The sequence below is a fragment of the Paracoccus fistulariae genome (assembly GCF_028553785.1).
GTDB lineage: Bacteria > Pseudomonadota > Alphaproteobacteria > Rhodobacterales > Rhodobacteraceae > Paracoccus > Paracoccus fistulariae.
Genome location: NZ_CP067136.1, coordinates 565,751 through 592,206, shown reverse-complemented (window position 1 = coordinate 592,206; position 26,456 = coordinate 565,751). Strand labels below are relative to the sequence as shown.

The following is a 26,456-nucleotide window of genomic DNA, read 5'->3' as shown; positions in this document are numbered from 1 at the left end:
TCGCGTTGCTTTGCGACGGAAGGGCCAGTGCGGTGTTCGCGCAATCCCGAGCAGTCGACGGGCAATATCGAGGTTCTCCGCGAAACGTGGTTTTTGGCAAGGCGAGGCGTTTGCAGGCCAAGGGCACCGAAACTTGGCGTTCCTCCGTTTCCTGCCGCTGCGTTGCCGAGTGTCGAAGCGGCAGCTTCGTGGCCGAACGAAGAATGCGACGATTGACGCCCTGACGGATATATTCATCGCGACGCAAAACAGAATCGCCTGCAGACAGAGAGTCGAACCTGTCAGCGGAGCGGAGGTCGGAAAAGGAATGAGAGCCGCTGTCATCCGCGCCTATGGTGGTCCAGACGTCGTCAGGATAGAGACGCTGCCCGCGCCGGTGCCGCGCAAGGGGTTGGTCGGTATCACCGTCAAGGCCGCGGCGGTGACGCGGGGCGATGCCCGGATCAGGGCGGCCGATGCGCCTCCGGGGCTTTCGGCGGGTTTGCGCCTTGCCTTTGGGCTTCGGCGACCAAGGCAGCCGGTATTGGGCATGTTCTTCAGTGGCAGGCTCACTGAGGCGGCCTTGAGTTTGCCCCAAGATGCGCGCGTCTTCGGCAATACCGGCATGGCGATGGCGGCGCATGCGGAAGCGCTGATCATCAAGCCCGAACGCATCCTGCCGATACCGGACGGCCTTGGCGATACCGAAGCCGCAGCCCTGTTCTTTGGCGGGCTTACAGCCGCCGATTTTCTGATCGACAAGGCCGGGATCGGACCGGGTGCAAGGCTGCTGATCAATGGCGCGACCGGAGAGGTCGGTTGCGCCGCAATTCAGATTGCTCGGTTTTGCGGGGCCAAGATCACGGCGGTCTGTCGTGCACAGAACCACGATCTTGCCCGCGATCTGGGCGCCCATCATCTGCATGATTACCGCGACGGCGCACCGAAGGGGCAATGGGACGTAATCATGGATATTGCCGGGACCCTGCCCTGGCGGCAGGCAGAGGCCCTGCTGGCACCCGGCGGGATGCTGTTGCCGGTGACGGCATCCCTTGGCACCATGATCGGCGCAATGCTGCGACCCAAACGCCGGGATGGTCGCCGGGTCAGCGGGACATCCTCGGCCGACGGGTCCGATGCGATGCGAAGAGTGCTTGATCTTCATTCACGCGGCGCGCTGCGCCCGGTTATCGGCGCGACATTCGCGCTTGAGCATATCGAAAAGGCACATGCCCTTGCCGAAAACGGGCACAAACGCGGCTCTGTCGTGGTGGTGATGTGATCGCCGACAGCGGATTTCGCGCCGCTGTCCCGATCAGCCCGGAAATTTTGCGCCTGCTGTCGGCATCACTGGGAAATAACTCGTGCGACGGACCGATGAGGTTCGGTTTTGCGCATGATGGCGACCGGGATCTCAAGGAACGCCGCACGGATACCGCCTGTCACCCCCACGACCTGAACGGTCGAAGGGAAGAAAATCAACAGGCGGAAAGCGCAGTTTCCGAAGCCTTTCTCTACAGGAACATCTGCGCCACCAGTGCCGATCCGACATAGGTGCCGGTCATGACCAGCACCGCGACGACCGCGATCTTCCAGCCGGATGTCTTGGCGATGTCGATCTCTCGCCTGGAAATCGCGATCCCGGCATAGGCCAGACAGGGTGTCGCGAGCGTCAGGAAATTCACATGGCTGACCTTGTCCACGATCCACGCGCTGCCGGGCATCCAGGGCAGGGTTGCCAGGATGCCGACCAGCGAAATCCACGCCACGGAGGGCAGTTTCAGCGGGATATATTCAGTCATCAGCAGGCCGATCATGCACATCACCCACAGGATGATCAGCCCGACCAGCCCCTGCGGAAGCGTGTTTTCTGTCGCCACGGTATTGCCGACCAACGCGATCAGACTGACGACGATCAGCGCCGCGCCATGTTCCGCCAGACCGAATTTCCCGTCGGTGGTCGGCTCTTCAAAGGTTTCTGCGTCGCTCATGGTCACTCTCCTGCAGGGGTCTTGGGGGCCAGCCAGTCGTAAAGTTTTTCGGTCAGCGGCAGCGACACGAAGACGCACAGATACATGCCCGTCGCGTAGGTCAGCAGGTTGCTGGCCCCGGCAAGGGCCAGGATCTGGTCCTTCATTTCGGGAACTGCGCTGGCCAATGCGCCCGAACATGCCGCCATCATCGACCCCGAGCCAATGCCGCAGGCCATGGCCAGCGCCTCGATCGAGAACAGGCCGGTGGTGGCAAGGACCGAGGCGAGAATGGCGAAAATGAAGGTGCCGAACAGCGTGCCGATCACATAGACGCCCATGACGCCGGCCCCTTCCTGGCTTTTCAACCCGTATTTGTCGGCGATGATGGCGATATTCGGCTCTCTCGCGACGGAAAAGGTCGCACCGATGGATTCGCGCCCCATCTTCAGCAGCAGCACCGCCACCGGAAAGGCCAGCACGACCGTGCCCAGATTGCCAAGCTCCTGCAGGATCAAAGCGGGGCCAGCATCGATGATCGTCTGCATCGACGGGCCGATGATGGTGCCGAATTTCGCAATGAAGGGCATGATCGCGATCACGATCATCGGGGTCGCGGCCCTGACCTCGCGTTCGGTCATGATCGCGCGGGCGGCGGGGATGACGTTCGGATTGATCAGCAGGCCCATGACGAAGGCGTAAAGCAAGGGCAGCAGCAGGATGGAACCGATCCCGATCGGCAGGCTGATGATGCCGATCATCTCGGCAATGACGGTGATGATCAGCACGGCCAGATGCAGCCGCCAGTCAAACAGGATTTCCTTGATCTGCATAAGTTCCCTCTCTGTTGGTGTTATTGGGTCATCCCGGCGCATAGCCGAAACCCTGAACCGGGTTTTCAGCCGTTTCCACCCAGATGGATTTGGTCTGGGTATAGGCCGCCAGCGCCTCTCGGCCCGATGAGCGGCCATAGCCGGATTTGCCGAAGCCACCAAAGGGCGACATGACATTGATGGTTTTATAGCTGTTGACCCAGAATGTGCCCGCCCTGACCCTGGCGGCCATCCGGTGCGCGCGGCCCACATCCCGCGTCCAGACCGCGCCCGCCAGCCCATAGGGTGTCGCATTGGCCAGCGCGGCGGCGTGGTCTTCGTCATCAAAGGGAAGAACGGCGACGACCGGCCCGAACACCTCTTCCTTGGCGATGGTCATGCCGGGGTCCACCGCATCCACCACGGTCGGCGCATAGAAAAAGCCCCCGGTCTTGCCAAGCTCCGCCGGACAGGCGCCGCCGCTGGCGATGCTGGCCCCCTGAGCCACGGCGTCCTGCACCATCGTGTCGATCTTGGACCATTGGCGCAGATTGTTGACCGGCCCGATCTGCGTGTCCGGGTCCATCGGCACACCGACCGGGATGCGGGCGGCGGCGGACGCCAGCCTGTCGACGAATTCGGCATGGATCGAGCGGTGAACCAGCAGCCGCGATCCGGCCACGCAGCTTTGCCCGCATGAGGCAAAGATCGCCGCCTGAGCGCCGATGACCGCGCGGTCAAGATCGGCATCCGCAAAGACGATATTGGCCGATTTGCCGCCAAGTTCCAGAACAGCCGGGATAAGGCGTCTGGCCGCGGCCGCCGCGATCACGCTGCCCGCCTGGGCCGAGCCGACAAAGACCACCAGCGCGGTTTCCGGCCGGTCGATCATGGCCTGCCCCGATCCCGGTCCATCTCCGGCGATGACGTTAACGAGCCCCTTGGGGACACCCGCCTTTTCGCAAAGCATGCCGATGACGACAGAGCTTAGCGGCGTCAGTTCCGATGGCTTGATCATCACCGCATTGCCCGCGCAGATCGCCGGCGCGACCTGCCAGCAGCAGGTGAACAGCGGCGCGTTCCACGGTGTGATCTGTGCCACGACGCCCAAAGGTTCCTGCCGCGTATAGTTCAGATGGGTGGAGGGCACGGCAATCACGTCGCCGGTGATCTTGTCGCACCAGCCCGCGTAATATTCGAACATCTCGGCCATGCGCGCCGGTTCGCCCGTGGTGTCGCGGATCGGGCGCCCGGCCGACAGCGCCTCAAGCTCGGCCAGCGGCTGTGCATGGGCGCGGATCTGTCGGCCGATCTCGAACATGATCCGGCCACGCTCTGACGCGGTCTTTGAAAACCATTCCCGTTGCGCGGCGGTCGCAGCTTCGGCGGCGCGTGCCACGACATCCGGCCCGGCGTCGCGGTAACGCGCAAAGACCTGACCCGTTGCCGGATCGGTCAGTTCCAGTTCGCTGCCGGTGCCGGCCGTCAGTTCGCCACCGACCCAGGACTGCACCTCGGCCGAGCCGGTCAGTTCCGTCAACAGCTCTGCCACCCTGCCAGAGATGTCGGTCATATCCTTCACCATCACGGTTTCTCCTTTTCCGTCAGGCGGTCGACCGCCGGATCGCCCATCAGCATGAAATCATCGCCATCGGACAGGCCGGAATTCGCCTCATCCCACAGCGCGGCGGCACGGTCGGCCATCGGCGTCGCGATCCCGACCTCGGCGGCCAGGGCGCGCGCCAGCCGCAGATCCTTGCGCATCAATCCGGTCGAGAAGCCGCTGTTGAAGCTGCGCGGCAATACCCAGGTCGGAAAGTGGATTTCCGACAGCGCGCTGCGCCCGGTGGCAGCGTTGATCACCCGCAGCGCATCTTCCGGTTCGACGCCAGATGCCTGCGCCAGACGCAGCGCTTCGACCGTCGTGACCATATGGCTGGCCACCAGCATGTTATTGACCAGCTTGGCGACATTCCCCGAACCGCTGGGGCCGACATGGATGATCCTTGCCGCCATCGCCTTCAGCGCGGGCATGCCCTGCGCCACCCATCGCGGATCCCCGCCCAGCATGACGGAAAGCTGGCCCGAGGCTGCGCCGGACGGCCCGCCGCTGACCGGCGCATCCAGAAAGCCGTGGCCGTGGGCGTCCAACGTCGCAGAGAGCCTGCGGCTGACGGCAGCCTCGGAGGTCGAGGTGTCGATCACCACCTTCGGCGCGATCCCCTCTGCCAGCCAGCCAGCCTCGGTTGCCTCCGCGATCACCGTTTCGACATGCTGCGCGGTGGGCAGCGACAGGACGATCACATCGGCCACCCCGAACACCGCCGCCGCGCTTGCCAGCGGCGCGATCCCCTCGGCCTCGGCGCGGCGGCGGGCACCATCGGCGGGATCGTAGCCGGTGACGGTGAACCCCGCTTTGACAAGGCTAAGCCCCATCCCCAATCCCATGGCGCCAAGGCCGATCACCCCGACTGTCACTTCATCTGTTTCTGCCATCGAGTGAACCCCGTGTCGTCGCGTCCGTTTCGACGCGCTTCGGACCAAGGCTATCCGCAGCCCGGCAGCCGCAGGAAGCCGCCTCTTTGCGCACGATGCGTTGCCGTAACAGCAACGCTAGTCCCGAAAGGCGACCATCCGTTGCGACAGGATGTTCGCGACCAGTTCAATCGATCGGGGCAGGCGGCGGCGGGCGCGGACAAGCAGATGGGTGCTGACCCGCTGCAGCGACTCTTCCTCGATATCCAGCACGACCAGATCACCGCGTTCGGCCTGACTGGCGACAGAGAACCGGGGCAGGAAGCTGACACCGACCCCGACACAGACATAGCGTAGCAGCAGCGCAATCGATGCGGTTTCAATCTGCACCCGCAGCGCCAGACCACGATCTGCGGCCGCCTGTCCGACAAGATGCCGGATGCCATGCGCCGCATTCAGCATTGCCAGCGGCTGATCCAGCATCTCGGCCAAGGTCACGCTTTTGCGCGTGGCCAGCGGCGAATTGACGGGCACGATGCCGCAGAGCGGCTGACGCGCATGCGCCAAAGAGCGCGCGGTCTCGGTCAGGGTGGTGTTATAGGCGATGCCGATATCGGCCTCTCCCTCGACCACGCGGCGCTGCAACTCCTCGGTCCCGGCATGGTCGATGGCGAAGCGCAGGTCCGGATGCGCGCGCGTCAGTTCCAACAGGCCATTGGCCATCAGATCAGAGGTGAACCCCTCACCCGTCGCAATCCGCACCAGCTGGCTGCGACCGTCGCGGTAATGACCAATCTGGTCAAGAAGATAGGTCTGTTCGTCCTGCAAATGCTGGGCATGTTCGCGCAGCAGCTCTCCTGCCTCGCTCAGCACGACGCCTTTCGAACTGCGCTCGAACAATGCGACGCCCAAGCGCGCCTCGGCGGCCGTGATCTTGCGCGAGATCGCCGATGGCGCGAGATTCAACCGCTCGGCCGCGCGCCGGATCGACCCCAGATGTGCCACCGCCAGAAATTCGCGCAGAAAGCGGCTGTCCAGCGCGTCCTTCATGCGGCCAGACAGCGGCGGACCAGCCGCACCCAAAGCTCTGCGCCGACAGGCAGCAGCGCATCGTTGAAATCGAAGCGCGGGGAATGCAGGCCGGGGTTGTCGCCGTCGCGCGCGGCACCAAGCCACAGATAGGCGCCGGGCACCGCCTGCAGCATGAAGGCGAAATCCTCCGAGGCCATGCTGGGCGCGGCATCGGCCGTATCCAGCCCCTGTTCCCGGGCAGCATCCCGCGCCAGTCCGGCCTCGGCCGGGGCGTTGATCGTGGCAGGGTAGCGGCGCTGATAATCGACGCGGACCGTGCACCCCTGCGCATCCGCAACGGCTTGGGCAACGCGGTGGATCCGCTGCTGCAGCACATCGCCCGCCCCCGCATCGAACCAGCGCGCCGTGCCCCGCAGCACTGCCTTGTCGGGGCAGACATTCCAGGCAGAGCCGGAATGGATCTGCGTCACCGACACGACGCCCGGTTCCAGCGGAGACAGCGCCCGGGCCGGAATTTCCTGCAGCGCGCCGACCATGGCGCCTGCGGCGGCCATCACCCCGTCCGATTGTTCGGGCATCGCCGCATGTCCGCCGCGCCCGGAAATTTCGATCTCGAACACGGCAAAGGCGGCCATCATCCTGCCATCCCGCGCCACCATCCGTCCCGGTGCCAGACCCGGCCAGTTATGGATGCCGAACACCCGATCCACCGGAAAGTCACGGAACAGGCCCTCTTCCATCATCACCCGCGCGCCGCCGTCATTTTCCTCGGCCGGCTGAAAGATCAGCGTCACCGTGCCGCCCTCCACGCCATCGCGCGCGATCTGTCGCGCCGCCAGCAGCAGCATCGCGGTGTGACCATCATGGCCGCAGGCATGCATCTTGCCGGGGTTGACCGAGGCATAGGGCAGCCCCGTCGCCTCGGCGATCGGCAAGGCGTCGATATCGGCGCGCAGGCCGATACTTAGGCCGCCCTGCCCCATCTGCGCCACGATGCCGGTGCCAGCCAGACCGCGATGAACGCGCCAGCCCCAGCCTGTCAGCAATCCGGCGATCATCTGCGATGTGCGATGCTCCTCAAATCCCAGTTCGGGGTGACGGTGCAGATCCCGCCGCCAGGCGATGGCCTCATCTATCTCGGTCCGGTCGAACATCTATCCCCCCTGACTGTCGGCGACTTCACGAAAGCCAAGCATGACCCCGCCCAGACGCCCGATCTGGGGCAGCACCAGCGTGTCACCGCAGTATTGATGGGCAAATCCGCCCGTTTCGACAAATGGCCTAAGCCTAGCAAGCGAGCGGCATTTGATCCCTAGCGCGATGACCGAGGGCGCGCCATCTGCCGCCAGATCGGGTGGCAGCGGGCCCAACAGGTCAGCGGCGGATGCCCGGCTGACGACGCGCCAGTCGCCATTACCGGTTGCCACCGAAAAGCCCCAATGGGTGTCGCGCAGCGCGCCCGGCCCGTAAAGCGCCGCCATCCAGTCGCGGACCGCGGGTTGATCGGCCGGCTCGGCCATGATCGTGGCCGAGGCAAATCCGAAGGCGCTGTTCGGATGGTCCATCCATTCGGGAAATTCGATCAGGTCGCGCCGGTGCTGCTGGCAGGCGAACATCGTCAGCCGTGGCAGCCCTGCGCGGGTAAAGACCTTCAGCGTCGTCGCGGTCCGGTCGGCGGTGCCGTCATCCCGTATCACGTCGCGCCCGAATTCGATGGTGCCGTCACAATGGCCGCCCCGCCCGATCACCGCCGCCGCATCTGCCGCCGCATCCGTCGAATGCAAGGCGCTGATCGAGACGCCCTCACGCTGTTTCAGCCAGCGCTGGATGTGACGCCCGAACAGAAAGCCGCCTGCGGGGTAGCTGTCCAGCAGGTTTTCGTCATAGATGCCGACCAGTTCCAGCAACTGATCGCGGAAAATCACCAGCGCGGTCGAGGTTCCCCACGGATGCCGACCGGGCGGCCGCATCCGGAAGCCAAGCTGCATATAGGTGTCGCGCGCGCGGTCGATATCGCGGACACAGACAAGCGGGTGATCAATGCCCAGTGCCATCGCCTAGCCCCCTTTCACATCCTGCAGTGTCAAGAAACCCGAAAACCGGCCCGGCCCGCGATCCGCAGCGCGCGGACCGGTAACGACATGGCCTGCGGGTACGTCACGCGTGACGACGGCACCGGCGGCAACCGTTGCGCCCGCGCCGATCTCGACCGGGCCAAGGATCAGGGCGCCAGCCCCGATCACCGCACCGCGCCGCAGAACCGGATGCCGCCCCTCGCCCATATCGACGAAGTTCGAGCCCAGGGTGACGCCGTGCCAAAGGCTGACATCATCCTCGATCACGGCGGTCTGGCCGATCACGACCCCCAACCCGTGATCCAGCCAGATTCCCCTGCCAATGCGTGCCTGCGGCCATATTTCGGCCGACAGGGCGCGGGTGAAGTGCCCCTTTACCGCCAGCGCAAGCGTCCTGCGCCCGGCCATCCAAAGGGCATGGGTCAGGCGATAGGACAGCAGCACGTGATAGCCATGGCCAAAATGCAGAACATGTGCGGCGCCGCCCGGATCCTGATCCCGCGCCGCCGTGACCAGAAGATCGTCCAGCGCCATCCCGACCGCGTCTGGATCCTGCGCAAAGACCTCGCCTGCGATCTTGCGAATCCGGCTTTGCGGCGCGCCCTGCGGCAGGCAGGACGCCAGCACAGATGCCAAGAGGTCCGGCAGGCTTGCCACCTGCCGGGGATCATACCGAAACAGATCGGCAAGTTCGGGTTCCGCCGCAAACAGATTGCGCACCGATGTCAGCAAGCTGCCGGTCAGGGGATTGATGTTCATGTCAGCCCAAAGCCTTGATCATCCCCCAAGAGTGCACCGCATCGAGCGATCCCGACAAGACGCAAGTTTGCAACCTTGTGTTGCCCTAGAAAGAACACCGGGGCGCTGGCGAAGGCCGACCCATCAGCCGCCTGTCCGAACGGCGACCGCGATGCCTGCACCTGCGGGTCGCGCCTTACCGCGCCCTTGCGACGCAGGTGCTGCAATTGCCCAGGTTTTCCAGCCAGCCGAGGATGTCGGCGCTGTCGGTGACGTCGCCGTATTTCTGCGCGATATCGTAAAGATTGGCGTCATGCGGCGCCTGCGCGCGGTCGGCGCAGCAATCGGCAGGAACCAGCACGGTGAAACCCGCAGTCACCGCATCGACGCATGTGGCGCGGACGCAGCCCGAGGTGGTGGCACCGGTCACGATCAGCGTGTCGACCCCTGCCCCGGTCAGCAGCGCCGCCAGTTGCGTTCCGGCAAAGGCCGACGCCCCCTTCTTGACCAGCACGACATCTTCGGGACGGATGCCGGTGGCCGCGTCGATCTGGACCAGACGCGACCCCTCGACCAGCGCCCTCATGCCGGTGGCCTTTTTCAGCCAGGCCAGCCTGTCCAATTCGCCGGGATGATAGGCAATCGTGGTGTAGATGACCGGATAGCCTCTGGCGCGCGCCAGATCGGTCAGCTTGCGCGTCGCCGCCATCTGCGCCGCTGCATCCGAGGCGGTCGGATAGCGCCGGTCGGTGAAACCATAGCTGAAATCGACCACGACGATGGCCGGCCGCCGACCGCGCAGAACCGGCGCACCGAAGCCCGCATCCTTGTAGATCTGTTCCTGAGACATGCTCATCCTCATTCATTGAAAACCCCGCCGGTCACTGACCGGCAGGGGCAAGGCGATTGCGGCTTAGTCGCGCGCAAGCTGGATCTCTTTCACGACGATATCGCCATCGATGACGATTGCTTCGTCATCGAGGAAGAGCGAGCAGTTCCGCATCGGGATATCCAGATGGCAGGCGGTGTCATTCGGGCCGCCCAGCTCATTATTGGGGCCGGTCGAAAACATCACATTGCCATAGAAGCTGCGCGGCTCCATCCCCATGCCACCGGGAAATTCGCCCGGCACGAAATTGTGCCATTTGGCATCGGGGTTCATGCCCCAGCCGACATGGCTCATCCCGAAGCCGCGCCGGTCGTTGAAGCTGTCCATGTAGGAACGGACGATCTGCGCCTCCAGCCCGCCGCGAATATCGGTGATCCAGCCCTTTTCGATGGTGTAGGTGATCGGCTCGCGCGTCATGATGTTCTGCGGCAGCAGGATATCGCCCGGCGCCACGACGATGGTGCCATCGACGCCATCATCATCCCCGCCCGTAAAGACAAAGCCCGACGGCCAGTGATCCCAGCGGCCGGGCGTGTCGGTGCAGGCATATTCCGGCACGGTCGGATAGGTGTTCAGCTTGTAGGTCACATCGGTCCCGTGGGGCGAGGTAATGCGCATGACCTTGGCCCGATCAAGGATCTCTGCCGCGATCTCGACCTTTTCGCGCAGCTCCCGCGTGGGCAGCATCCGCGCCAGCAGTTCGGGCGGCTCGACCGCGGTCAGAATGCGCGTGCCTGCGGCCTGAATGGCAAATTGTTCGGGCGAGAACAGCAGGAACACGCAGTCGATCAGCATGTCGCATTGCTTCAGCGCCTCGACCGCTTCGGGCATCGATGCCAGACCGGTCACGCCCACCGCCCAGCCATCGCTGGGCAGCGGCGCGGGCAGGCGCATGTGATACATTTTTGCCCCAAGCCTCTGGCCCGCCGCCATGAAGGCATCGGCATAGGCCAGCCGGTCATTGCCCTGTGTCAGGACGATCAGCTTTTCGCCCTCATGCACGCCCGACATCTTCAGCTGATGCAGGCAGATCTCGGTAAAGCTCGTATGGTCCATTCTCATGTCCCTTTCGGTTCGGTGTTGAAATCCATGACGGCATCCAGAAAGCCCTGCAGATCGTCCCAGGGGATCATGTGCCCGGCGCCCTCGACGATGCGGTGTTCGATGGCAGGGTTCAGGGCCGCGATCTCGGCCTGATCATCGGCATCGACCACCGTGGCCCCGCCTGCGATCACCAGACGCGCGGGCTTGGCGATTTTCGGAATATCGACGTGGATGTCGTCGGTGTGAAAGCCGTCAAAGGCCATGCGGACGGCGCCCCAGTTGCAGCTATGCAGCCACTCGGCGCGCAACTGCAGCTGCTCCTCGCTCCAGCTTGGGCAAAAGGCCCGCATGTCCTCGGCCGAGCAGCCCGTCTCGGCCATGCGGATGGAATCGCCATACCACGGCCATTGCGACGGATAGGCGCGCCGGTTCGGCCCCGACATCGGCGGATCGACCAGCAGGAAGCCACCAAAAGGGTCCGGGTCCAGCGCATTCGCACGGATGGCGATGCGCGCGCCCATCGAATGGCCCAACACGATGGGCTGATCCATCTCTTGCGCCAGCGCGACGGCGTCCTGCGCCATGGCATCCAGCGTATAGTCCAGATCGCCGCCCTGGCTGAGGCCGCGCCCGCGCACGTCCAGAACATGCACGTCAAAGCGTTCCGCCAGCCGCTGGGCCACGAAGCCCCAGGTGATCGCGGGCGAGGTGATGCCGGGGATCAGCAACATCTGCCTGCCCGGCCCCGGGTAATGGATCAGATGCTGGCGAATGCCATTGGCGTGAAGGTGATAACCGCGTGCCATCACAGTCCCCCTTAATAAGCGCCAGACAGCAGCGCGCCGCCGCCCGGAACACGGGTCGGCAAATCAAGCGCGCGCAGCATCTGCCATGTGGTCGCCACGGCAGCGGTCAGGACCGGCTTGCCGCTTTGCGCCTCGACCGTGGTGACGGCGGGCAAAGAGGGCATCTGCACACAGGCAGACAGCACGATCACATCGGCCTCGGCCGTATTCATCCCGGCGACGATGCCCGGCAGGTTCATCGGGTCATGGGCGGCGACGGCCAGATTATCCTGAATCTCCAGCGCGCGATAATCGACGACCTCGAAGCCTTCGTTGCGGATGTAATTCACGACCATCTCGGTCAAGGGCTTCATATAGGGGGCGACGACTGCGATCTTCTTCGCGCCCATCGCCTGCAGCCCCTCGATCAGCGCCCCGGCCGAGGTCACGACGGGGGCCTCGGCATCATTGTCGCGCGTCACCTGCCCCAGCCGCTCCTGCGAATGGCGGTGATAGCCAAGGCCCATCGACATGATCGCCACCAGGCAGGCATAGCCCATCACATCGACGCGGGCATCCGACAGTTCCAGCGCACAACGGTCGCTGTCGGCATCCATCCGGGCCAGTTCGTCCTTGGTCACATGCTTCATCCGCATGCGTGACGAATGAAAAGTGAACCGCTCGGGCGCGACCAGTTCGCGCGATCTCAGCAAGGCCGGGATCTCGGTCTCCATGGTGATATTGGAAGAGGGCACGATCTGCCCGATGCGGTAAGAGCGCATGTCTGTTGTCCTTCTGCTGTCTGATGCGGGCCCTGGGGCATGTCCCGGGCGCGCCTGTGAGATGTCTTGGCTATGCGGCGTGGTGGGTTCGCGCCGCCTGCATCTGGCGGGTCCGGCCCTGTCTGCCAGACCCGCCAGATGCCGTCAGTTGAACGGGCTGTCCGCGCCGTAATCCGGTCCGTCAAAGCGGATCTCGACCGTGGCGGGGTCCACATCGGCGTCATGCGAGGCCTTGTAATGGGTGACCATCTGCGGGACGGCCAGCACCAGCGCGACCATGGCGATCTGGATGCAGATGAACGGGATCGAGCCGCGATAGATCTGGCCGGTCGTGACCTTGGCCACCGTCTGCCCGGTGACCGCATCCTTGTAATCGGAATGCGGCGCCACCGATCGCAGATAGAACAGCGCCAGACCGAAGGGCGGATGCATGAAGCTGGTCTGCATGTTCACCGCGATGATGACCCCGAACCAGACCATGTCGATGCCCATGGACTCGGCCACCGGGCCAAGCAGCGGGATGACGATGAAGGCCAGTTCGAAGAAATCCAGAAAGAAGGCCGCGATGAAGACGAAGATGCAGACAAAGATCAGGAAACCCCATTCCCCGCCCGGCAGCGTCGCCAGCAGATGTTCGACCCAAAGATCACCGTTCACCGCCCGGAAGGTCAGCGCGAATATGGTCGAGCCGACAAGGATGAAGATGGCGAAGCTGGTCAGCCGCATGGTGGATTCCATCGACTGCTCGAACCGCTGCAACGTCAGCCGACCCTTCAGCAGCGCCAGCAGCAGGGCCCCCATCGCGCCCATCGCGCCGCCCTCGGTCGGGGTGGCGACACCGATGAAGATCGTGCCCAGGACCAGAAAGATCAGCGCCAGCGGCGGCACCATGGCAAAGATCGTCCGGCTGGCGATTTTCGACAGCATCCCCAGCTTCAGCATCTTGTCCAGCACCGCCACGGCGAAGACCAGCACGCTCCAGATCGCGAAGCCGGTCACGATACGCTCGTCCCGCGCGGCGTCGGGCGACATCAGCATCTGGATGCAGATCCAGGTGATCGCCACCGCGCCGACAAAGACCACCACCAGCGACAGCGCGCCCGAGCGGCCATTCGCCTCGCGGTGGACCAGCACATCGGGCGGCAGCGCCGGCGCGCGGGACGGGCGGATGATCGCGATATAGGCGACATAGGCCATATACATCCCGGTCAGCACCAGCCCGGGCAGGATCGCGCCCTGATACATGTCGCCCACCGGGCGGCCAAGCTGGTCGGCCAGAATGATCAGCGTCAGCGAGGGCGGAATGATCTGCGACAGCGTTCCCGACGCGGCGATGACGCCGGTGGCCACGCTGCGGTCATAGCCATAGCGCAGCATGATCGGCAGCGAGATCAGCCCCATCGAAATGACCGAGGCCGAGACAACCCCCGTCGTCGCCGCCAGCAGCGCGCCCACCGCGACCACGGCAAAGGCCAATCCGCCCCGGATCGGGCCGAAAAGCTGGCCGATCGTCTCCAGCAGATCCTCGGCCATGCCGGATCGTTCCAGCAGCAGGCCCATGAAGGTAAAGAAGGGCAGCGCCAGCAAGACGTCATTCATCATGATGCCAAAGATGCGCTGTGGCAGCACCTGCAGCAGCGACGGCGACAGCAGGCCCAGTTCCATGCCGATCAGCGCGAAAAGGATGCCATTGGCCGCAAGGGCGAAGGCGACCGGAAAGCCCAGCAGCATCAACAGGATGAGGCTGCAGAACATGATCGGGGCGATATTTGCGATCAGAAACGCGGTCATGGTTTCCTCCGCATGTCGTCATCGGGTGTGTCGATTTCGGCCATCAGGTCCTTGACCAGCTGGTCCTCTTCGGTGACGCAATCGCGGGCCGTCGGATCGGGACAGAGACCGCGCAGAAAGCCCACGCATTTGATCAGATGCGACACGCCCGCCAGAAACAGCAGGCCAAAGCCCAGCAGCACCAGCAGCTTGCCCGGCCAAAGCAGCAACCCGCCCGCATTGGCGGAACGCTCGCCGCTGTCGAACGAGTTCAGGAACATCGGCAGGGCGTAATATTCGACCAGCAGCACGGGCGGAAACATCAGGAACAGCACGCCGAAGATCTCGATCCCGATCTGGGTCCGCTTGGGCAGACGCGACGACAGGATATCGACGCGCACATGGCTGTTTTTCAGCAGCGTATAGCCTGCCGGAAGCAGGAACAGCGCCCCGAACAGGTAAAGCTGCGCCTCCAGCCAGGCATTCGAACCGATATGAAGGAATTTCCGGCTTAGCGCATTGGCGGTGCTGATGACGACGACGACGATCACGGCCCAGGACAGGACCCGGCCGACCATCAGGTTCAGGCCGTCGATCGCGCGGGAAAGGGATAGGAATGCGGTCATACGCTCGCTCTCTTGAAAGGGTGCAGAGGGCCAGGCCCTGCACGCGGTGCAGCGCCTGACGTTCCTTGCTTTCCCTTTTGGGCTGGCAGATTAGCCGGTCTGGCCGACGACGCGGTTGGTATAGCCGTCCAGCGCGCTTTCAGCGATGCGGAACCACAGGACTTCCTCTTCCTGGAAGGCTTTCCACTGCGGATAGATCGCGGCGAAATGCGGGCTGGTATCGGACAGTTCCACCCACAGCTCCTGCGCTGCGGCATAGGCCGCATCCATCAGATCGCGCGGGAAATAGGATACTTTCGCCCCCTCGGCGATCAGTTTGCGCAGCGCGACCGGGTTCAGCGCGTCATAGCGCGCCAGCATGTTGCGCGATTGCTCGTTACAGGCGACGGTGAAGATCGCCTGCAGGTCTGGCGGCAGGTCGGTCCAGGCTTTCTCGCCGACAAGGCAGGTGATGGCGGCGCTGCCTTCCCACCACCCGGGCGCATAGTAATAGGGCGCGACGCGGTGCAGCCCAAGGCGGTAATCGTCATGCGGGCCGATCCATTCGGCGGCGTCGATGGCCCCCTTTTCCAGCGAGGGATAGATATCGCCCGCGGCAATCTGCTGCGGGATCGCGCCCAGCCTAGACAGCACCATGCCGCCAATGCCGCCGATGCGCATGGTCAGACCTTTGATGTCATCGACCGATTTGATCTCTTTGCGGAACCAGCCGCCCATCTGGACGCCGGTATTGCCGCAGTTGAAGTTCACGGTGCCGAAACTCTTGTAAAGATCGCGCAACTGCTCTTGCCCGCCGCCCTGGACCAGCCAGGCGATCTGCTGGCGCGCGTTCAGGCCAAAGGCCATCCCGGCATCGAAGGCCAGCGCGGGCTCTTTGCCCAGATGGAACGAGCTGAGCGTGTGGCAGCATTCGACCGAGCCATTGGCGACCGCATCCAGATTCTGCGGCGCCGGAACGATTTCGCCCGCCGGGAACACGCGGATCTCGAAGCGCCCGCCGGACAGTTCCCTGACCCGTTCGGCCAGTTGTTCGGCCGATCCGTACATGACATCCAGCGTCTTCGGCCAACTGGCCGACATGCGCCAGCGCACCACATCCTGCGCCTGTGCGATTGCGGGCGCGGCCAGAACGCCAACCCCGGCCATGCCTGCGGCCTTTGTCAGAAAGTTACGTCTTTTCAAAGTGATACTCCTCCCATCACAACATTTCAGGTCGCTTGATCAGCGAATCTTTTAGGCTGTGTACTGCAGATATTAAGAGGTATACTGATCATTCGTCAACAGGATGTTCCGAGAAATACGGGGGACTCCGTCGCAACCAGAGCAGGCGGCGGCGCTGTCATCTGCAGCCTGGCAATCCCCGGAGGATCATCCGCGCGGGTGCAGATGATCGCCAGAAAAGCGTGCGGAACTTGTTTCTGCATGCGGATCCGGCGCAGGTGAGCGTCCCGCGATGGTCCTGCGGATCAACGCCGCCGCCTGCGCCGCTCTGCCTGGCGCGGTGCTGACGAATGATCGGTGATGTCGGGATTTCGTGGCCAGCGGCAGGACCGCTGGCATGGCGCCCGTGGCAGGTCAGGCCATGGGCGCGCGCGAGGCGTCGTTATTCGCCTCGATCATCTTGCGCAGCAGACGGGTGAACGTGTCACGCTCGCGGCTGGTCAGGGGTGAAACCAGACGGTCCTGCGCCGCCTCCATCATCGGCCGGACCTGCCGCACGACCTCTTTCCCCTGCTCGGTGATGCTGACGACGAACGCCCGGCGATCCTCGGTCGACGGTTCGCGCGCGATCAGACCGCGACGCTCAAGCCGCTTGATCACATCCGCGCCGCTGGTGCGGTCCACGCCCACGGCCTTGGACAGCGAAAGCTGGTCGAATTTCCCCCCGCCCGAGAACAGCACCGACAGCATCGCATATTGCACCGCCGTCAGATCCAGCCCGCCGCAGGCCTCGCTGAACAGACCGACATGGATCTGATGAAGTCTGCGGATCAGATAGCCCGGCCGCCCCCAGAGGTCGTCGTATTTTTCCTGTCCGAACGGGCTTTCCTCTTCGGCAGTGCCTGCATTTTGTTTGGTCATATCAATATCATCTCAGTGATCGGCACGCTCATATAGCCAGGCACAGGGCATCATGCCCCCGGCATGAACCGCGCTCTTGCAACAATCAAATTAGACAGTATACTCCCAATTATCCGGCCGCAAGCGGGGGAGGCAAAATGCCGCAGCCACACGGTCAAGTCAACCACAGGGGGAGGGGTAGAATGGGCTCGGGGATCGGCGCGCGGGTGCCGCGCAGGGAGGATGCAAGACATCTGCTTGGCAAGGCACAATTCGTCGGAGATATCAAACTGGCCGGCGGGTGGGAGGCCGCCTTTGTCCGCAGCCCGCTGGCCCATGCGCGGCTGCGGGGGATCACCAAGCCCAAGGGCGCGGAAAACCGCGTTTTCACTGCCGAGGACATGGCCGATCTGCGCCCGATCCGGGCCGAATCCACGCTGCCAAGCTATCGCATGTCGGATTATCCGGCGCTGGCGCGCGACAAGGTGCGCTATGTCGGCGAATGCATCGCCATCTGCATCGCCCCGACCCGCGCCGAAGCCGAGGATCTGGCCGAGGCCGTGCTGGTCGATCTTGACCCGCTGCCGCCGGTCCCCGACATCGCCACCGCCCTGTCCGACACCCCGCCGCTGCTGCATGAGGATTGGGGCGACAACCTGTTCCTGAAAACCCGCCATGACGGCGATCTGACCGAGGCCAAGGCCAGGGCGACGGTCGTGATCGAGCGGGAATTCGAAACCGCGCGTCAGGCGATGAACCCGATGGAGGGGAAAGGCGTGCTGGCCCATTGGGACGGCAAGACGGAATCGCTGGTCGTCCATACCTCGACACAGGTGCCGCATCTGATCCGCACCGGGCTTTCCGAATGCCTGGGTCTGGATCAGGCGGATGTGCGCGTCATTGCCCCAGATGTCGGCGGCGGCTTTGGCTATAAATGCGTGCTGCAGCCCGAAGAGCTGTCGGTGTCCTGGGTGGCGCGCAAGACCGGCCGTCCGATCCGCTGGACCGAGGACCGGCGCGAACATCTGACAGCGGGCGCCAATACCCGTCAGCACAGCTACAAGATCACGGCCTATGCCGATGATGACGGGCGGCTGCTGGGGCTGGATGCGGATATCTGGGTCGATATCGGCGCCTATTCGGTCTGGCCCTTCACCGCCTGTCTGGAGGCGGCGCAGGCCGGTGGCAACCTGCCCGGTCCCTATCACCTGCCCGCCTATTGCTGCCGCACCTACTCGGTGGCCACCAACAAGCCAGCCTTCACCCCCTATCGCGGCGTCGCCCGCCCCGGGGTGTGCTTCGCGATGGAGCTGATCATCGATGCCGTGGCCCGCGCCGTGAACCGCGATCCACTGGAGGTGCGCTGTCTGAACCTCGTGCCCGCGGCGGCCATGCCCTATACCAATGTCACCGGCAAATTCTACGATTCCGGCGATTACCCGACCGCCGCGCGCGAGGCGGGCCGGATGATCGACGCCGACAGCTTCCGCGCCCGTCAGCAGGCCGCCGCCGCCGAGGGCCGGTATATCGGTCTTGGCTATGCCTGTTTCACCGAACAATCGGCCCATAACACCAAGGTCTTTGCATCCTGGGGGCTGGCACTGGTGCCCGGATATGAACAGGCGACGATCCGGCTGGCACCGTCGGGGCGGGTGGAACTGCATTCGGGCAATCACAGCTTTGGACAGGGGCTGGAGACGACGCTGGCGCAGGTCGCCTGCGAATGGCTGAAAACCGATATCTCGCAGGTCAAGGTGCTGATGGGCGATACCGGACGCACCCCCTATTCCACCGGCGCCTATGCCTCGCGCGGGATGGTCATGGCGGGTGGCGCGGTGTCCAAGGCGGCCGAGGAACTGGCCCGCCGCATCCGCATCCACGCCGCCCATCTGCTGCAATGCGAGCCTTCCCGGGTCGAGCTGCGCGACGGATCGGCCTGTCACGGCGAGGCCTCGGTCTCATTGGCCGAGATCGCAGGCGCCTGGTATCTGCACCCCGACCGGCTGGCCGAGGATGTCGAGACCACCGGGCTTGAGGTGACCGAGGGCTACAAGCCCGATATCGACACCGGGCTGTTCACCTATGCCACCCATGCCTGTATCGTCGAGGTCGATCCCGGCACCGGTCGCACCGAAATTCTGGATTACGTCATCTTCGAGGATTGCGGCCGCCGGGTGAATCCGCTGATCCTTGACGGGCAGGCCTATGGCGGCGCGGCGCAGGGCATCGGCACGGCGCTGTTCGAAGAAGCCATCTATGACGGCTCTGCCCAGCCGCTGACCTCGACATTGGCGGATTACATCCTGCCGGGACCTGCCGAATTGCCGCATTTCCGGCTGGGCCATTCCGAGACCCTGTCGCCCTATTCCCGCCACGGCATCAAGGGTGTCGGCGAAGGCGCGGCCATTGCACCGGCCGGGGCCATCGTCAATGCCATCAACAATGCGCTGGCCCCGATGGGGGTGGAACTGAACCGCGTTCCCGCAACGCCGCATCGCGTGATTGCCGCGATCGGCGAAGCCCGCGCCAGAAAAGAGGCCGCCGCATGAAGCCCGCCATTTTCGACCATCTTCACCCCACCACCACGCAGGATGCGCTGAAGGCGCTGGCCATGGGCGGCAAGGCCATGGGCGGCGGTCAGTCGCTGGGCCCGATGCTGAACCTGCGCCTGGCCCGCCCGGACAGCGTGGTCGGCCTCTCGGCCATTCCGGGGATGACCGATATCCGCGAAGAGCGGGGCAAGATCATTCTGGGCGCGGGCGTCACGCATGCCAGGATCGAAGATAACGATTGCGCCATCGACCTGCCGCCGATGCTGCGCCATGTGGCGCGCGGCATCGCCTATCGCGCGGTCAGGAACCGGGGCACGGTGGGCGGGTCCATCGCCCATGCCGACCCGGCCGCCGACTGGATCAGCGCCATGACCGCACTGGATGCGGAACTGGTGCTGCAGGATGGCGCAGGCAAGCAGCGCCGGATCGCGGTCGCGGGCTTCATGCTGGGCGCATACCGCACGCAGCTTGCACCCGGCGAGATCATCACCAGCGTCGAAATCCGGTCTCAGATGCGCGACGCGCATTGGGGCTATTACAAGATCTGCCGCAAGGTGGGCGAATTCGCCGACGCCATCGGCGCGCTGGTGATCCACCCCTCCTCGCGCTTTATCCGGCTTGTCGCCGGCGCGACCGGGGCGCAACCGCTGATCCTGACCCAGCTTGGCGCCGAAATCGCCGCCAGCGCGCAGCGCCCGCGCGAACAGGCAATCCGCGACGCGCTTGGCACCAATCTGCCGGGGCTTGATCCGGTAAAGCTGCATCTTATGACAACGGCGCTTGATCGCTGCATCCAGAAGGTAATTCCCGCATGACCGCCCATCGCCAGATCACCCGGAACGACGCCGACGCGATCAAGCCATTGCCGATCCGCCTGACCGTCAATGGCGAGATCAGCGACCATCTGGTTCCGCCCCGCACGCAGCTTGCCGAGCTCCTGCGCGACCGGTTGCACCTGACCGCCACGCATCTGGCCTGCGAGCAGGGCGTCTGCGGCGCCTGCACGGTCATGGTGGATGGCAGGCCGGTCCGCTCTTGCCTGACCTTTGCCGCCGATTGCGACGGTATCGAGGTCGAAACGCTGGAAGGCTGGCAGGGGGACGAGTTGATGGACCGGCTGCGGGCGGCCTTCACCCGCAATCACGCGCTGCAATGCGGCTTCTGCACGCCGGGCATGCTGGCGACCGCCCGCGATCTGGTCGAGCGGCTGGACACCCCGGACGAGGCCCGCATCCGGAACGAGCTGTCCGGCAATCTCTGTCGCTGCACGGGCTATGTCGGCATCGTCGGCGCGATCCGCGAGGTCATCGAGGAACGCGATGCCCTGCGCATCCCGCCGAAATCGCCCCCTGCCCTGCCGCGCATCGCGGCGCAGGGTTTTGCCCCCTTCACCGCCCGCGCCGATGAGGTCGCCAGCGCCGCGCCCGCAGCCCTTGGCGAAACCACAAGCGAGAATGGCTGGACCATCGTGCGCCGCAAGGTGACGCTGGATCACCCGCCCAAGGCCGTCTGGACGCATTTCCGCGATCTGCCCAGCGTCGCCCGCTGCCTGCCCGGCGCGGATCTGTCCGAGACCGATGGCAAGACATTCGCGGGCCATGTGGGCGTGCGCTTTGGCCCGATCTCGGCCCGGTTCGAGGGGGCGGGCGAATTCACCGCCGATGACGCCACGCAAAGCGGACAGGTCACCGGACGCGGCAAGGATCGCGGCGGCCAATCCAATGTCGAAGGGCAACTGGCCTTCACGGTCCACGAGGGCGAAACGCCCGCCACCTCGCAGGTTGACGTCTCTTTCCGCTTCCGGATCGAGGGCGTGCTGGGACAGTTCAACCGCCCCGAACTGGTCAACGGGCTGGTCGATTACATCCTTGGCGAATTCGTGGCGAATTGTAATGCCGTGCTTTCGGGCGGCGAGATCCGCGAAAGCAAGGGCGTCAGTGCCTGGGCGGTGCTGCGTGCGGTGATCATGGGGTTCTTTCGGCGCAAAGGCTGACGCGTGATCGGACCGGGCGCGACGCTGACGGCTAAGGCAGGTTTTCAGCGGGCCGTTTTCTGAAATGACAGACGTGTTTTGTCGTTTTAAGACTTGCACATGCGGCCCAAGATTCTCACGACACTCGCTGACTATTCATCCGCTCTTTTCCTGCAGGACCTGCTTGCGGGTATCAGCGTCGCGATGGTTGCCCTGCCCCTCAGCCTTGCCATCGCCATCGCCTCGGGCGCCGACCCGGCAACCGGTCTTGTCACAGCGATTGTCGCGGGTTTTCTGATTTCCCTTCTGGGCGGAAGCCGGGTTCAGATCGGCGGCCCGACCGGCGCCTTTATCGTCGTCGTGTTCGGCGTGATCGCCGATCATGGCTATGACGGGCTGGTCATGGCGACCTTCATGGCCGGGATCATCCTGCTGATCGCCGGCTATCTGCAGGCGGGCAAGCTGATCAGACTGGTGCCCGAACCGGTCATCAACGGCTTTACCATCGGCATCGCGGTCATCATCGCGGCAAGCCAGTTGAAGGACTTGCTTGGCCTGCAGATGACGACCGTGCCCGCCGAATTCATCGCCAAGATCGAGGCGTTGTGGGCCGCGCGGGCGAGCTTCTCTCTGCCCTCGGCGCTGGTCGGCATCGGGACCATGGCGATGATCGTGGTGTTTCGTCGCGCCGCGCCAAGGGCACCGGGATTGATCGTCGCCGTCGCGATTACCTCTGTCCTGGTGTCGGTCCTGCATTTGCCCGTGGCGACGATCCATGCGCAATTCGGCGATCTGCCGGACAGATTGCCCTGGCCTGCTGTGCCCGCCTTGTCGCTGGACAGGTTCGCGGAACTGCTGCCCTCCGCGCTGATCATTGCCTTTCTGGCGGGTGTCGAATCCCTGCTTTCGGCGATGGTCGCCGACCGGATGATCCAGGGCCACCACCGCCCGAATGCCGAGCTTCTGGCACAGGGCGCGGCCAATATCGGGTCCGCGCTTTTCGGCGGGCTGCCCGCAACCGGCGCGATTGCCCGCACGGCGACCAATATTCGGGCGGGCGGCAAGACACCGGTGGCGGGGATCGTGCATGCGCTTGCGCTGCTTCTGGTCATGCTGCTGGCCTCGCGTCTTGTCGGATATATCGCCATGCCCGCCCTGGCCGGGCTACTGATCCTGACCGCGTGGAACATGAGCGAGCCGCACAAATGGCGCACCCATCTTCAAGAGCGGAGGTCGGATGTGTTCCTGATCGCCGTGACGATGATCCTGACGGTGCTGGCTGACCTTACCTTCGCCATCGGCGTCGGTGTGGCCTTTGGACTGGCGCTCCGGCTGCAGCGCCGCAATGTCCCGGGCGCCGACTGGTCAAAACCGGACAGGTGAATATCGGGCGACATTCCGGCGTCAAGAACTCCGCGCTCCGTCGCTGGCCCGGCACCGTGGCAATCGCAGATCCTGCCGGCATCGGAAAACGCCCCCCGCGCGCGCCACAAGAAAAACCCGCCACTGTTGCCAATGGCGGGCCTTCCTTTCCCTTGCCCCTTGTTTAGACCGGCAGAACCAGGGCGTTGGGAACCAGCAAGGTGTCATAGATGGCGATACGGGAACTGAGCAGAAGCCGCCCGTCCGGCTGCGGCTGGAAGCGGTCCACCATCCGCCCCGCCTGATGCAGTCGCCCCTCGGGCAGTTCGGCCAGCGTCTCGATCAGGATGTAATTCGCCCCGGCCAGAATGGTGCCATCGGCCTCGATCCCGTGAACGCGCGTATTGGTCATGTAATGACGCAGATAGCGCGGCCCGAACATCGAGGTCTTGGCGATGGCCAATGCGCGGTCCTTGACCATCGGCAGGCCCTCGCAATAGATCAGGCCCACCGGCTTGTTGTCATCCCAGTTCTCGCGGCTGGTGATGGTATAGAAGGTCTCATCGGCAAAGAAGGACGGCCAGTCCATCAGATCGCCATCATCCAGCACCGCGCAGTAATCGGCGTTGAACTCTTCGATTGCCAGCCGGGCCTCGCGGCGCGCGGCGGGGGTGTCAAGCGCGGATGCGGGGACGAATTGATTGCGCATCTGGGTCACAGTTCCATCTCCTTGCGCCAGTATTTGTACATGGCCCGGATGGCCGCTTCCGAAATCAGCGTGTCCGAAGTTCCCGCAGGCACCTTTGGATCCAACGCCACCAGATGCGAGCCGCCGGTGGAATTCAGCATGCCATCCTGCACGAATTTGATCGCCTCGTTATCTTCCAGGCCAAGAAAGCCCGCAGGCCCCATCAGATTGCCCTGACGCAGGCGGTGGCGCGTCATGTCCTCGTCATCATCGGCATAGCCGAACATGGTCCAGATCATGGTGAATTCGTTCGGCCCATTGGGCACGATCTGGCGCACGCCCAGCGTGTTCATCTCTCGCTGAACGATCAGGCCCGGCCAGACCACCTGCATCGTCACCGACCAGGGGCTGTCGAATTCGGGAATGAAATCCATCAGCCGTGGATCCTCAAGCACCATGCCGTCGCGATAGGCCCGCATCTCTGCCTTGTTTTCCTCGGACACGGTGTTCTCGCTCTTGGCCGAGGCCATGGTGGAATGGCAGCCCTTGGGATCGACGATCATGGCCGATTTGTTGCCCGCCACCAGAAGGCCGAAGGTCACCAGAAAAGTGTGCAGCAGGGTGGCGTGATAGGGATCCTTGAGGTTTTCGGGATACAGCTTCCAATTGCCCATCAGGGTGTGGCGGTAATGGCCCAGAACCTTCAGGTTGCGACCGGAAAACACCGTGTCGAAATCCTTCAGCATCTCCTCGCCCAGATAATCCTCCAGCGACATCATATCCTGGCTGAAAGAGGCAAAGACCGCGCCATTGCGGCGGGCGACGTTCAGCCTCTTGATGCCGTGGTTTTCGGGGCGGAAGTCGGGGCCCATGCCCCCTTTGCCATCGACGCCACGGCGGAAGGGCACACCGGCAAGATTGCCTTTCAGGTCATAGCTCCACTGGTGATAGGGGCAGACGAATTCCTCGGCATTGCCCCGCAATTCGCGGCAGAATTCTGCGGCGCGATGGGCGCAGCGGTTTTCAAAGACATTGATCCCGCCCTCGTGGTCGCGGACCATCACCACCGGCGTCGGCCCGACGAAAGAGCGGACGAAATCGCCGGCATTCTCGACCTCGGCCTCAAGGCCGACATAGTTCCACGTCTTGCCGTGGAATATCTTCTCGATCTCGCGTTCGTGGATTTCCTGGCTGGTGTAGACCCAGTCCGGAACCCGGTCCAGACCGGATGCCGGCCAGACGAAACGCTTTTCGACAGGCAACATCTTCATATCTTCGTCCTCTAGCTTGGAAAGGTCGGTTGAGGGATCGGCAAGCGCGGCCGGATCGACCGGCATGCCCGCAGCAATCAGCCCGCGCGCGGCGCGAAGCGTGGCGGCATCGCCGAAATCAATGCAGGCGGTGACGCGGTCGGTCTGGTCAAGGCAGAAGAAGACCGGGGCCGCACCGTCGCGCCGCACGGTGCGCAGATCGGGACCGGGCTGGCCGACGATCTGCATCGTGCCGCCAAAGAGGTCGGACCAGAACCAGGGCTGTTCCTGTTCCACCGGCTCTTGACCGGCGATGGCGCGCGCCACGCGGTCGGCCGAGAGACGGGCGTTCTGCCAGCTTTCGACGCGCGTTTCCTGGCCCGAGATCTCATCGCGCGTCACCGCGACATCGCCCACCGCATAGACCGAGAAATCCGAGCTTTGGTTGCGCGCATTGACCACGATACCGCCCGCCGCCGCCGTCTCGATCCCGGCGGCTTTGGCCAGCCCGTCATTCGGCACCGCGCCGACGCCCACGATAATGCAATCGGCCTTGATCACCCGGCCATCGGTCAGGGTGACGCCCTCGGGCGCGACGGACCGGACGCCGCTGCCGATCTCCAGCGCCACATCGTTCTGCTGCGCAACCCAGGCCAGGAAATTGCCGGCCTCGTCGGGCAAAAGCCGCTTCAGCAGCCGGTCCTGCGCCTCGATCACCGTGGCCGCCTTGCCCAGCTTGCGCGCGGCAGAGGCCAGTTCCAGACCGATGAAACCGCCGCCGATCACCGCCACGCGGTCGGCCTGCGCCAGCGCCGCCCCAAGCGCGCGGGAATCGGCCACGTCGCGCAGGTAATGCAGCGTCACCCGGTCATCGCCGGGCAGCGCGATCCTGCGCGCCGCAGCGCCGGTGGCCAGCACCAGCATGTCATAGGGAACGGCCTCGCCATCGGCCAGTGTCACCGTCCGGGCCTGACGGTCAATGGCGGTGACGCAGGCTTGCAGCCGCAGATCGACCTGCATTTGCGCCAGTTCGTCCCCGGTCAGGACATGCGCCTCGGCCAGCGTCTTTTGTCCCAGCAGAAGATCCTTGGACAAGGGCGGGCGCTCGTAGGGCGGATGCGCCTCTTCGCCCAACATGGTGATCTTGCCGCCAAAGCCATGTGCCCGCGCCGCCCTTGCGGTCTCGGCCCCGGCCTGCCCGGCGCCGACGATGACCAGCCGACGGAAATCGGGACTGCCGCTGGCGATCTTCTGCGGGCAGTCCGAGACCTCGGGCACGCGCGCCTCGGTATCGATCCAGACGATGCCGTCCTCGACCTTCGCGTCATAGGTGGCAATGTCTCGGGTCACGGGCGCCGACAGCGCCTTGCCGCTGCGGATGTCGAACAGGCCCTGATGCAGCGGACATTCGACGCAGCCATTCTCGACATGGCCCTCGGTCAGAAGCGCGAAAGCATGGGTGCAGATATTGCCGGTGGCGTGGATCTCGCCCTCCAGCGAGAACAGCGCCAGCCGCAGCCCGTCAACTTCGACGCCGACCGAGCCTTTGGCGTGAACCTCGGCGGCGGGAATGGATGGATGCCAGGTCATGGGA

24 protein-coding genes are annotated in these 26,456 nt (G+C 64.3%); 6 read left to right on the top strand and 18 right to left on the bottom strand.

Annotated features, from left to right (window positions below; genetic code table 11):
* Positions 1-307 precede the first annotated feature (307 nt).
* Together JHX87_RS03015 and JHX87_RS03010 are read left to right on the top strand one after the other, a co-directional pair.
* The gene (locus tag JHX87_RS03015; RefSeq protein ID WP_271886365.1) at positions 308-1,261 is read left to right on the top strand and encodes an NAD(P)-dependent alcohol dehydrogenase; all 954 of its coding nucleotides are present in this window, start codon (positions 308-310) and stop codon (positions 1,259-1,261) included.
* Entirely contained in the window at positions 1,258-1,533 is a 276-nt protein-coding gene (locus JHX87_RS03010; RefSeq protein WP_271886364.1) for a hypothetical protein, read from the top strand. Before JHX87_RS03015 ends, JHX87_RS03010 begins: the two co-directional genes overlap by 4 nt.
* Here JHX87_RS03010 and JHX87_RS03005 read toward each other — a convergent pair.
* The 16 genes from JHX87_RS03005 to JHX87_RS02930 all read right to left on the bottom strand — a co-directional run bounded on the left by JHX87_RS03005 (position 1,494) and on the right by JHX87_RS02930 (position 17,059).
* Positions 1,494-1,970, bottom strand: coding sequence for a hypothetical protein (locus JHX87_RS03005; RefSeq protein WP_271886363.1), 477 nt, complete (start codon positions 1,968-1,970; stop codon positions 1,494-1,496). The genes JHX87_RS03010 and JHX87_RS03005 overlap by 40 nt on opposite strands.
* A gap of 2 nt (positions 1,971-1,972) precedes the next feature.
* Positions 1,973-2,782, bottom strand: a complete 810-nt coding sequence (locus tag JHX87_RS03000) for a DUF3100 domain-containing protein (RefSeq protein ID WP_271886362.1) — start codon at positions 2,780-2,782, stop codon at positions 1,973-1,975.
* Positions 2,783-2,810: 28 nt separating this feature from the next.
* On the bottom strand, positions 2,811-4,346 hold the full coding sequence (locus JHX87_RS02995; protein ID WP_271886361.1) for an aldehyde dehydrogenase family protein: 1,536 nt from the start codon (positions 4,344-4,346) through the stop codon (positions 2,811-2,813).
* Positions 4,346-5,257, bottom strand: a complete 912-nt coding sequence (locus JHX87_RS02990) for an NAD(P)-dependent oxidoreductase (protein WP_272833824.1) — start codon at positions 5,255-5,257, stop codon at positions 4,346-4,348. Before JHX87_RS02990 ends, JHX87_RS02995 begins: the two co-directional genes overlap by 1 nt.
* Before the next feature lie 117 nt (positions 5,258-5,374).
* Positions 5,375-6,286, bottom strand: coding sequence for a LysR family transcriptional regulator (locus JHX87_RS02985; RefSeq protein ID WP_271886359.1), 912 nt, complete (start codon positions 6,284-6,286; stop codon positions 5,375-5,377).
* Positions 6,283-7,422: a M20 aminoacylase family protein gene (locus JHX87_RS02980; RefSeq protein WP_271886358.1), complete on the bottom strand. Its 1,140-nt coding sequence runs from the start codon at positions 7,420-7,422 to the stop codon at positions 6,283-6,285. Before JHX87_RS02980 ends, JHX87_RS02985 begins: the two co-directional genes overlap by 4 nt.
* Positions 7,423-8,322 carry a VOC family protein gene (locus JHX87_RS02975; RefSeq protein WP_271886357.1) on the bottom strand — a complete coding sequence of 300 codons (900 nt, stop codon included), beginning with the start codon at positions 8,320-8,322 and terminating at the stop codon, positions 7,423-7,425.
* A 3-nt stretch (positions 8,323-8,325) separates the two neighbouring features.
* On the bottom strand, positions 8,326-9,102 hold the full coding sequence (locus tag JHX87_RS02970; RefSeq protein ID WP_271886356.1) for a serine acetyltransferase domain-containing protein: 777 nt from the start codon (positions 9,100-9,102) through the stop codon (positions 8,326-8,328).
* 175 nt (positions 9,103-9,277) lie between these two features.
* Positions 9,278-9,931 carry an isochorismatase family protein gene (locus JHX87_RS02965; RefSeq protein ID WP_272833822.1) on the bottom strand — a complete coding sequence of 218 codons (654 nt, stop codon included), beginning with the start codon at positions 9,929-9,931 and terminating at the stop codon, positions 9,278-9,280.
* A gap of 63 nt (positions 9,932-9,994) precedes the next feature.
* A complete protein-coding gene (locus JHX87_RS02960; RefSeq protein WP_271886354.1) occupies positions 9,995-11,026 on the bottom strand; it encodes a 2,5-dihydroxypyridine 5,6-dioxygenase NicX family protein in 1,032 nt (343 codons plus the stop codon).
* A gap of 2 nt (positions 11,027-11,028) precedes the next feature.
* Complete coding sequence (locus JHX87_RS02955) at positions 11,029-11,820, bottom strand: alpha/beta fold hydrolase (RefSeq protein WP_271886353.1); 792 nt, start codon at positions 11,818-11,820, stop codon at positions 11,029-11,031.
* 11 nt (positions 11,821-11,831) lie between these two features.
* Entirely contained in the window at positions 11,832-12,581 is a 750-nt protein-coding gene (locus JHX87_RS02950) for a maleate cis-trans isomerase family protein (RefSeq protein WP_452460512.1), read from the bottom strand.
* A 144-nt stretch (positions 12,582-12,725) separates the two neighbouring features.
* Positions 12,726-14,372, bottom strand: coding sequence for a TRAP transporter large permease (locus tag JHX87_RS02945; RefSeq protein WP_271886352.1), 1,647 nt, complete (start codon positions 14,370-14,372; stop codon positions 12,726-12,728).
* Positions 14,369-14,977, bottom strand: a complete 609-nt coding sequence (locus JHX87_RS02940) for a TRAP transporter small permease subunit (protein WP_271886351.1) — start codon at positions 14,975-14,977, stop codon at positions 14,369-14,371. The genes JHX87_RS02945 and JHX87_RS02940 overlap by 4 nt, the downstream gene beginning before the upstream one ends.
* Positions 14,978-15,067: 90 nt before the next feature.
* Positions 15,068-16,159, bottom strand: a complete 1,092-nt coding sequence (locus JHX87_RS02935) for a TRAP transporter substrate-binding protein (RefSeq protein ID WP_271886350.1) — start codon at positions 16,157-16,159, stop codon at positions 15,068-15,070.
* A gap of 393 nt (positions 16,160-16,552) precedes the next feature.
* Positions 16,553-17,059, bottom strand: a complete 507-nt coding sequence (locus JHX87_RS02930; protein WP_271886349.1) for a MarR family winged helix-turn-helix transcriptional regulator — start codon at positions 17,057-17,059, stop codon at positions 16,553-16,555.
* A gap of 182 nt (positions 17,060-17,241) precedes the next feature.
* Between JHX87_RS02930 and JHX87_RS02925 the strand changes: the two genes are divergently transcribed.
* The 4 genes from JHX87_RS02925 to JHX87_RS02910 all read left to right on the top strand — a co-directional run bounded on the left by JHX87_RS02925 (position 17,242) and on the right by JHX87_RS02910 (position 22,945).
* Positions 17,242-19,587, top strand: a complete 2,346-nt coding sequence (locus JHX87_RS02925) for a xanthine dehydrogenase family protein molybdopterin-binding subunit (RefSeq protein ID WP_271886348.1) — start codon at positions 17,242-17,244, stop codon at positions 19,585-19,587.
* Entirely contained in the window at positions 19,584-20,405 is an 822-nt protein-coding gene (locus JHX87_RS02920; RefSeq protein WP_271886347.1) for an FAD binding domain-containing protein, read from the top strand. Before JHX87_RS02925 ends, JHX87_RS02920 begins: the two co-directional genes overlap by 4 nt.
* Positions 20,402-21,583, top strand: coding sequence for a 2Fe-2S iron-sulfur cluster-binding protein (locus JHX87_RS02915; RefSeq protein ID WP_271886346.1), 1,182 nt, complete (start codon positions 20,402-20,404; stop codon positions 21,581-21,583). The genes JHX87_RS02920 and JHX87_RS02915 overlap by 4 nt, the downstream gene beginning before the upstream one ends.
* A 183-nt stretch (positions 21,584-21,766) precedes the next feature.
* Complete coding sequence (locus JHX87_RS02910) at positions 21,767-22,945, top strand: SulP family inorganic anion transporter (RefSeq protein WP_336391085.1); 1,179 nt, start codon at positions 21,767-21,769, stop codon at positions 22,943-22,945.
* Between the two features lie 163 nt (positions 22,946-23,108).
* Here JHX87_RS02910 and JHX87_RS02905 read toward each other — a convergent pair whose 3' ends face one another.
* Positions 23,109-23,633, bottom strand: coding sequence for an aromatic-ring-hydroxylating dioxygenase subunit beta (locus tag JHX87_RS02905; RefSeq protein ID WP_271886408.1), 525 nt, complete (start codon positions 23,631-23,633; stop codon positions 23,109-23,111).
* A 5-nt stretch (positions 23,634-23,638) separates the two neighbouring features.
* Positions 23,639-26,452 carry an FAD-dependent oxidoreductase gene (locus tag JHX87_RS02900; protein WP_271886344.1) on the bottom strand — a complete coding sequence of 938 codons (2,814 nt, stop codon included), beginning with the start codon at positions 26,450-26,452 and terminating at the stop codon, positions 23,639-23,641.
* Positions 26,453-26,456 lie beyond the last annotated feature (4 nt).